This is a genomic window from Mycobacterium sp. UM_Kg27, assembly GCF_000972905.1.
GTDB lineage: Bacteria > Actinomycetota > Actinomycetes > Mycobacteriales > Mycobacteriaceae > Mycobacterium.
Genome location: NZ_JRMM01000191.1, coordinates 1 through 6,054 on the forward strand (window position 1 = coordinate 1; position 6,054 = coordinate 6,054).

Annotated in this window: 4 protein-coding genes and 1 pseudogene; 3 read left to right on the forward strand and 2 right to left on the reverse strand. The window is 67.9% G+C overall.

What is annotated here, in order from left to right; all coding sequences use genetic code 11:
• Window positions 1-149 precede the first annotated feature (149 nt).
• Together LI94_RS19870 and LI94_RS19875 are read left to right on the forward strand one after the other, a co-directional pair.
• Window positions 150-980 carry an RDD family protein gene (locus LI94_RS19870; protein WP_024443931.1) on the forward strand — a complete coding sequence of 277 codons (831 nt, stop codon included), beginning with the start codon at window positions 150-152 and terminating at the stop codon, window positions 978-980.
• A 160-nt stretch (window positions 981-1,140) separates the two neighbouring features.
• Entirely contained in the window at window positions 1,141-1,914 is a 774-nt protein-coding gene (locus tag LI94_RS19875; RefSeq protein ID WP_046302281.1) for a PadR family transcriptional regulator, read from the forward strand.
• Window positions 1,915-1,923: 9 nt separating this feature from the next.
• Here LI94_RS19875 and LI94_RS19880 read toward each other — a convergent pair whose 3' ends face one another.
• Together LI94_RS19880 and glpK are read right to left on the reverse strand one after the other, a co-directional pair.
• Window positions 1,924-2,652: an HNH endonuclease family protein gene (locus LI94_RS19880; protein WP_046302282.1), complete on the reverse strand. Its 729-nt coding sequence runs from the start codon at window positions 2,650-2,652 to the stop codon at window positions 1,924-1,926.
• Between the two features lie 2 nt (window positions 2,653-2,654).
• Window positions 2,655-4,226: a glycerol kinase GlpK gene (gene glpK / locus LI94_RS19885; protein WP_164518015.1), complete on the reverse strand. Its 1,572-nt coding sequence runs from the start codon at window positions 4,224-4,226 to the stop codon at window positions 2,655-2,657.
• A gap of 242 nt (window positions 4,227-4,468) precedes the next feature.
• Here glpK and LI94_RS19890 point away from each other — a divergent pair.
• Window positions 4,469-6,054: pseudogene (locus LI94_RS19890) on the forward strand (hypothetical protein); the annotation flags it as partial.

A 6,054-nucleotide genomic window follows, 5' to 3' on the forward strand; every position in this document is an offset into this window, starting at 1 on the left:
TGCGAGCACGGCGAAGCCGGGCGATGCAGGTCCGCGCCATCAAGCACAGCGAGGACTGCGAGCACGGCGAAGCCGGGCGATGCAGGTCCACGCCCCGGCACGGCCGCGAGCGTCTCGATGAGACCGGTTCGGCGAGTAGCGTCTGAGCTATGGCGAACCGCGGCCCCGAGCTGGTGACCGGCGACGCCGTCGTCCTCGACATCGCGATCGCGCAGCTGCCGGTGCGCGCGGTCAGCGCACTGATCGACATCACCGTGGTGATCGTGGGGTACCTGTGCGCGATCGTGCTGTGGGCCACCACCCTCGGCCGGTTCGACGACGCCTTGACCACGGCCATCATGATCATCTTCGCCGTACTGCTCCTGGTCGGCTACCCGGTCACCATGGAGACCGTCACCCGGGGCCGGTCGCTGGGCAAGATGGCGATGGGACTGCGGGTGGTTTCCGATGACGGCGGCCCGGAACGCTTCCGGCAGGCACTCTTTCGGGCGCTGGCGTCAGTTGTCGAGATCTGGGGACTGACCGGTAGCCCGGCGGTGATCTGCAGTCTGCTGTCACCGCGCGGAAAACGCCTGGGCGACATCTTCGCCGGCACCGTGGTGATCAGCGAACGTGCGCCGGCTGCGACGCCGCCGCCCATGATGCCGCCGGGGCTGGCCTGGTGGGCCTCGACGTTGCAATTGTCTGGCCTGCGGGCCGAATCTGCCGAACTGGCAAGGCAATTCCTGGGCCGGGCCGCGCAGCTCGACCCGCACACCCGGCAGATGATGGCCTACCGGATCTCCGGTGATGTACTCGCCCACATCTCGCCACCACCGCCCCCGGATGCCCCGCCCGAACTGGTGCTGGCAGCGGTGTTGGCCGAACGGCATCAGCGTGAGCTGGCGCGGTTTCAGGTCGTGCCGCCCGGTCCCTATTTCCCGCCACCTCCGATGCCGTGGCCGCCACCGAATGCGGGCGGGTTCTTCCCCCCGAGCTAGTACGCCGAGCTTGTGTTCCCTGCGACGCAATCGGCTGGCCTTGCTTGCCCCACCCTGCCCTGGTCCGTCCGACGTTGCCGTTGCATCCCGATAGTTCCCGATATATCGTTTATGTATCGGGAGTGAATGGCGCTCCCCTTTTCCACGCAACGAGGTACGCATGAACACTCCTTTCGGTCCGCCCGGCGGACCATGCCCAGAAGATGCCGAACAGCACGTCGGATTCGGTTTCGGTCCCGCGACGCCACATCAGCGCCGCGCCGCACATATCGCGCGCCGGCAGGCTCGGCGCGAGTTTCGCAGGCAGTTGCGCGACCACGCCGCCGAGCACTGCGCGCCGTTAGGCTTCGGTCCCAGCCAGCACGCCGCCGGATTCGGCCCGGATTTCCGGCACGGGTTCGGTCCGGGGTTCGGCCCCGGTTTCGGGCCCGGCGGCCCCGGCTTCGGTTTCGGCTTCGGCCCGGGCGGCCACCGTGGACACCGGCGCGGCAACCGCGGCCGGCGCGGCGACGTGCGACTGGCCATCCTGGCCCTGCTGGCCGAGGGCCCGATGCACGGCTACGAAATCATTCAACAGATCGGCGAGCGCAGTCAGCAGCTGTGGCGCCCCAGTCCCGGATCGGTCTATCCGACCTTGCAGATGTTGGTCGATGAGGGATTGATCGCCGGCACCGAAACCGACGGCAAGAAGCGCCTTTTCGAACTGACCGACGAAGGCCGCGGGGTCGCCGAGACGATCGAGACCCCTCCGTGGGAGCAGATCGCCGACGGCGCCGACCCGGGGCAGATCAACCTGCGCGCCGCGACCGGCCAACTGTTCGGTGCCGTCGCGCAGGCCGGCCAGGCGGCCACGCCCGAGCAGCAGCAGCGCATCGTCGACATCATCAACAGCGCCCGCAAGGAGATCTACGGCATCCTCGGTGAGACCGACTGAGTTTCACGGTCAACAGTGCCGCAGAACCCGATACATGGCGGACTTCTCGTTGGGTGAAACCCACAGTCCGTAAGCGGTTTTGACGGTGATCTGACGGGCCACGAATTCGCATTCGAACGCGGCGTTCGCCGGCAGCCAGCCGGCGGCGTCGCGGAATGCTTTGTCAAAGTTGGCCTGGGCACTGACCGCTAGCAGGTTGCGCGGGTCGTTGGCGAAATTCCGACGGCGGCTGTCGCCCCAAGTCCGCGCTCCCTTGTACCAGGCGTCGGCCAACGACACCAGATGGTCGACCTGCACGGCATCGGACGTCTCCGGGCCGCGCTGGAATGCGATGGTCTGCCCGGAGTACGGGTCATGCAGGACGCCGCGCTGTACCAGGCAGGTGCCCCGTCTGAGTTCGATCTGGGTCAGGTCGCGGCGCAGGATGTCGTCGCGGGTATTGCAGCCGTTGTGGCCGAATTCGACGTCGACGTCGTCGCTCCACCGCTCGCCGAACCGGTGACGCTTGAAGTCCTTCTCACGATCCCAGCCCTTGACCGGCAACGCCTCGAGCAGTCGGCGGGCCTCGCCATAGGCTGGGTCCGGTGGCGCCACGCTCGGCGGTGGCGGAGTCCATGTCGGCGAGGGTCCCGACGTTTGCGAAGACCGCCCGGCCTGCTGCCACCACGCCCAGCCGACAGCGGCCACCACGACCAGCGCAACCAGCGCGCCGGGCAGCACCCGCCTGCGTGCGGCCATTCTCAGGGCAACTCGACCCAGTCCAGCGTGCGCTGCACGGCCTTTCGCCACCCGGCATAGCCTTCAGCACGCTGCTCGTCCGACCAGTTCGGGGTCCAACGCCGGTCTTCGCGCCAGTTGGCGCGAAGATCGTCGGGCCCCTTCCAGAACCCGACGCCAAGACCCGCCGCGTACGCCGCGCCCAGCGCGGTGGTTTCGGGAACCACCGGCTTGACCACGTCGACCCCGAGAACGTCGGCCTGAATCTGCATACACAGATCATTGGCGGTGATGCCACCGTCGACCTTCAAAACACCAAGGTGCACACCCGAATCGGCTTCCATCGCCTCGGCCACATCCCGGCTCTGGTAGCAGATGGCCTCCAGGGTGGCCCGGGCCAGATGCGCGTTGGTGTTGAAGCGGGACAACCCGACGATGGCGCCGCGCGCGTCCGAACGCCAGTACGGCGCGAACAAGCCGGAAAACGCCGGCACGAAGTACATCCCGCCGTTGTCGGAGACCTGACGGGCGAGGCTCTCGACCTGCGTGGCACCGCTGATGATGCCCAGCTGATCACGCAACCACTGCACCGCGGAGCCGGTGACTGCGATCGAGCCCTCCAGCGCATATACGGGCTTGGCGTCGCCGAACTGATAGCAGACCGTGGTCAACAAACCATTATCGGAGCGGACGATCTGCTCACCGGTGTTGAGCAGCAAGAAGTTTCCGGTGCCGTAGGTGTTCTTCGCCTCACCTGCCGACAAGCACACCTGGCCGACCATGGCGCTCTGCTGGTCACCCAGGATGCCCGCGATCGGCACCTCGCCGCGCAACGGCCCGGTGCTCGCGGTGACCGCATGCCGGCGCCGCGTCGACGATGCCGTGATGAGTGGCAGCATGGCCCTCGGGATCGAGAACAACGCCAACAGTTCGTCGTCCCAATCCAGGGTCTCGAGGTTCATCAACATGGTGCGGCTGGCGTTGGTGACGTCGGTCAGATGCACACCGCCGCGCGGCCCCCCGGTCAGGTTCCACAGCACCCAGCTGTCGCAGGTGCCGAACAGCGCGTCGCCACGTTCGGCATCGGCCCGCACCCCCTCGACGTTGTCCAGAATCCACTGCAGTTTTCCGCCGGAGAAATAGGTGGCCGGCGGCAAGCCCGCCTTGCGCCGGATGACCTCGCCGTGGCCGTCGCGCTCCAGGGCGGCGGCGATGACGTCGGTTCGGGTGTCTTGCCAGACGATCGCGTTGTGGTAGGGCTGGCCGGTCTTGCGGTTCCACACCACCGTCGTTTCACGCTGGTTGGCGATGCCGAGCGCCGCCAGGTCCGACGCGTGGAGCTTGGTGGTGTTCAGCGCCGAGACCAGCACCGCCGCGGTGTGGTTCCACAGTTCGAACGGATCGTGTTCCACCCAGCCGGCGCGCGGCAGAATCTGTTCGTGTTCGAGTTGATGGCGGCCCACCTCCGCACCGCCATGGTCGAAGATGATGCAGCGAGTGCTGGTGGTGCCCTGGTCGATCGACGCGACGAAATCGGCCAAGTCTGACTCCTGTCCATACCGGTGCCGGTCGGTGCCGGGTCCATCATGGCCCACCTGGTCCGATCGGGTGGCGCTACACGACGGGAACGCGAAGCCCGGGATGGGTTAGTCCACAAAATTAGACATTATTTACCAACCCATCAGACGCTATTCATTCACTCAGACGCATATTTGGATGTATTGCGAGTAGATCTCGTGATGGTGAACAAACGGTGTCGGAACGCCGCCGATGTCTGTGCCCCCCAGAGGCCGCCGTGGCCGACCACGGTGCAGGTCAGAACTGAATCGGAGAAGACATGGACGTCGTCCTCGGTGTGGCACTTGCGTCCAGCGCACCCACCACCATCCACACCGTGCTGGTCTGCGGAGAACGCGCGGACGGCGTCACGTTGGAAGAGCTCAGCATTGACGTGCCTTCCGACGACTCCGTCGAATTCGCCGCCGTCGACGCGGTCATCGCGGCGATCCTTCAGGCGCGTGACGCCGCGGACTCGGCCGGTCTTCACCTGGTAGCGACCGGCGTGACCGTCACGGATCCGCTCGACGCGGCCGCATTGAGTTCGCGGCTTTCCGGCGGCGCGCTGGACGGCTTGGAAAACGTAGCTCTGGTCTCTCCGGTGCTTGCGGCGGCAAGCCTGACCCGCAACCTGGGACAGACGGTCGGCTGCGACCAGATGGGGCTGCTGGCCGTCGAGCCGTCCACGGCGACACTGGCCATGGTCGACTGCACCGACGGCACCGTCACCAGGATCTTTCAGCAGCCCCTCGATGCCGGCGACGCCACCGCCGCGGTCGACACGGTCGCCGATCGGCTCAACGCCGCCCACACTTCTCCGGACGGTCTGTTTCTGATCTGCGCCGAGGGCGATTCGACCGCGTTGCGGCCGCGACTGGAGGCGACGGTCGACCGCGAGGTGTGTGAACCCGCGGAGCCGCGTGCCGCCCTGGCCCGCGGTGCGGCACTGGCTTCTGCCCGCCTGGTCGGTGTCGAGGCGGACTCGGCTCCGCTGGCCTACACGCAAGAACCCAGCTTCGACGCTGCCGGGCCCTGCTACTACGACATCCCCGGCTTTGACGCCGACGATCTGGCCTACAGCGCAGTGCCCGACGACGAGGCCGAAGCGGCCACCGAAATCTTCGTCCCGGCGGGCCAGCCGGCCCGGCGCCCGCTGCTGGTGGCCGGAGCGGCGCTGGCGTCAGCCGCGTTCGCTGCGGCGTCGGCGCTGATGGTGGCCATGACGCTGGACATCACTCCCAACCTGGTCGCGCTGCGGCCGGATCTGGGGCGGGCGCTGACCATTCCGCATCGGGCTCCGAACCTTCAGGTGCCCGCCGCCGAGCCGTTCGGGGGGCAACCTCCGGTGCTGGGACAGGCGCCCGCGGACTCGATACCGCTGCCGCCGTTGCACCTTCCATCGCCGCCCGATCTGCCGGCGGCGGTGCCGCTGGATGCCCCCGCGCCCGGTCTGCCGGCGCCGCTGCCGGTGGCGGCCGGGGCAGCCAGCGGGCCGATTTTTGTGCCCGCCCCGGTCTTCGGTCCGCCGCTGCCCCCGCTTCCTCCGGCGGCGCCGGCGCCCTTCATGTTGGCGCCGCTTCCGCGGCCGGCCCCCCACCGGCCCGTCCTGGCTGGGCTGGCCGACCTGTCACTCCTGTGGGGATTGCCCGCGAAGAAACCGGCGGCTCCTACCCCGCCGGTGGTCAAGCCCCAACCACCCGAGGTCAAACCCGAACCCCCGGTGGTCAATCCGATGCCGCCGATCGTGCTCCCCACTCCCCCGGTCGTGAAGCCGAACCCGCCGATCGTGCTCCCCACTCCCCCGGTCGTGAAGCCCAATCCTCCGGTCGAACTCCCCGATCCCCCGGTGGTGAAGCCCAATCCTCC

Coding starts and splice junctions, on each gene's coding strand:
- LI94_RS19870 (WP_024443931.1), top strand. CDS start 150: ATGGCGAACCGCGGCCCCGAGCTGGTGACCGGCGACGCCGTCGTCCTC.
- LI94_RS19875 (WP_046302281.1), top strand. CDS start 1,141: ATGAACACTCCTTTCGGTCCGCCCGGCGGACCATGCCCAGAAGATGCC.
- LI94_RS19880 (WP_046302282.1), bottom strand. CDS start 2,652: ATGGCCGCACGCAGGCGGGTGCTGCCCGGCGCGCTGGTTGCGCTGGTC.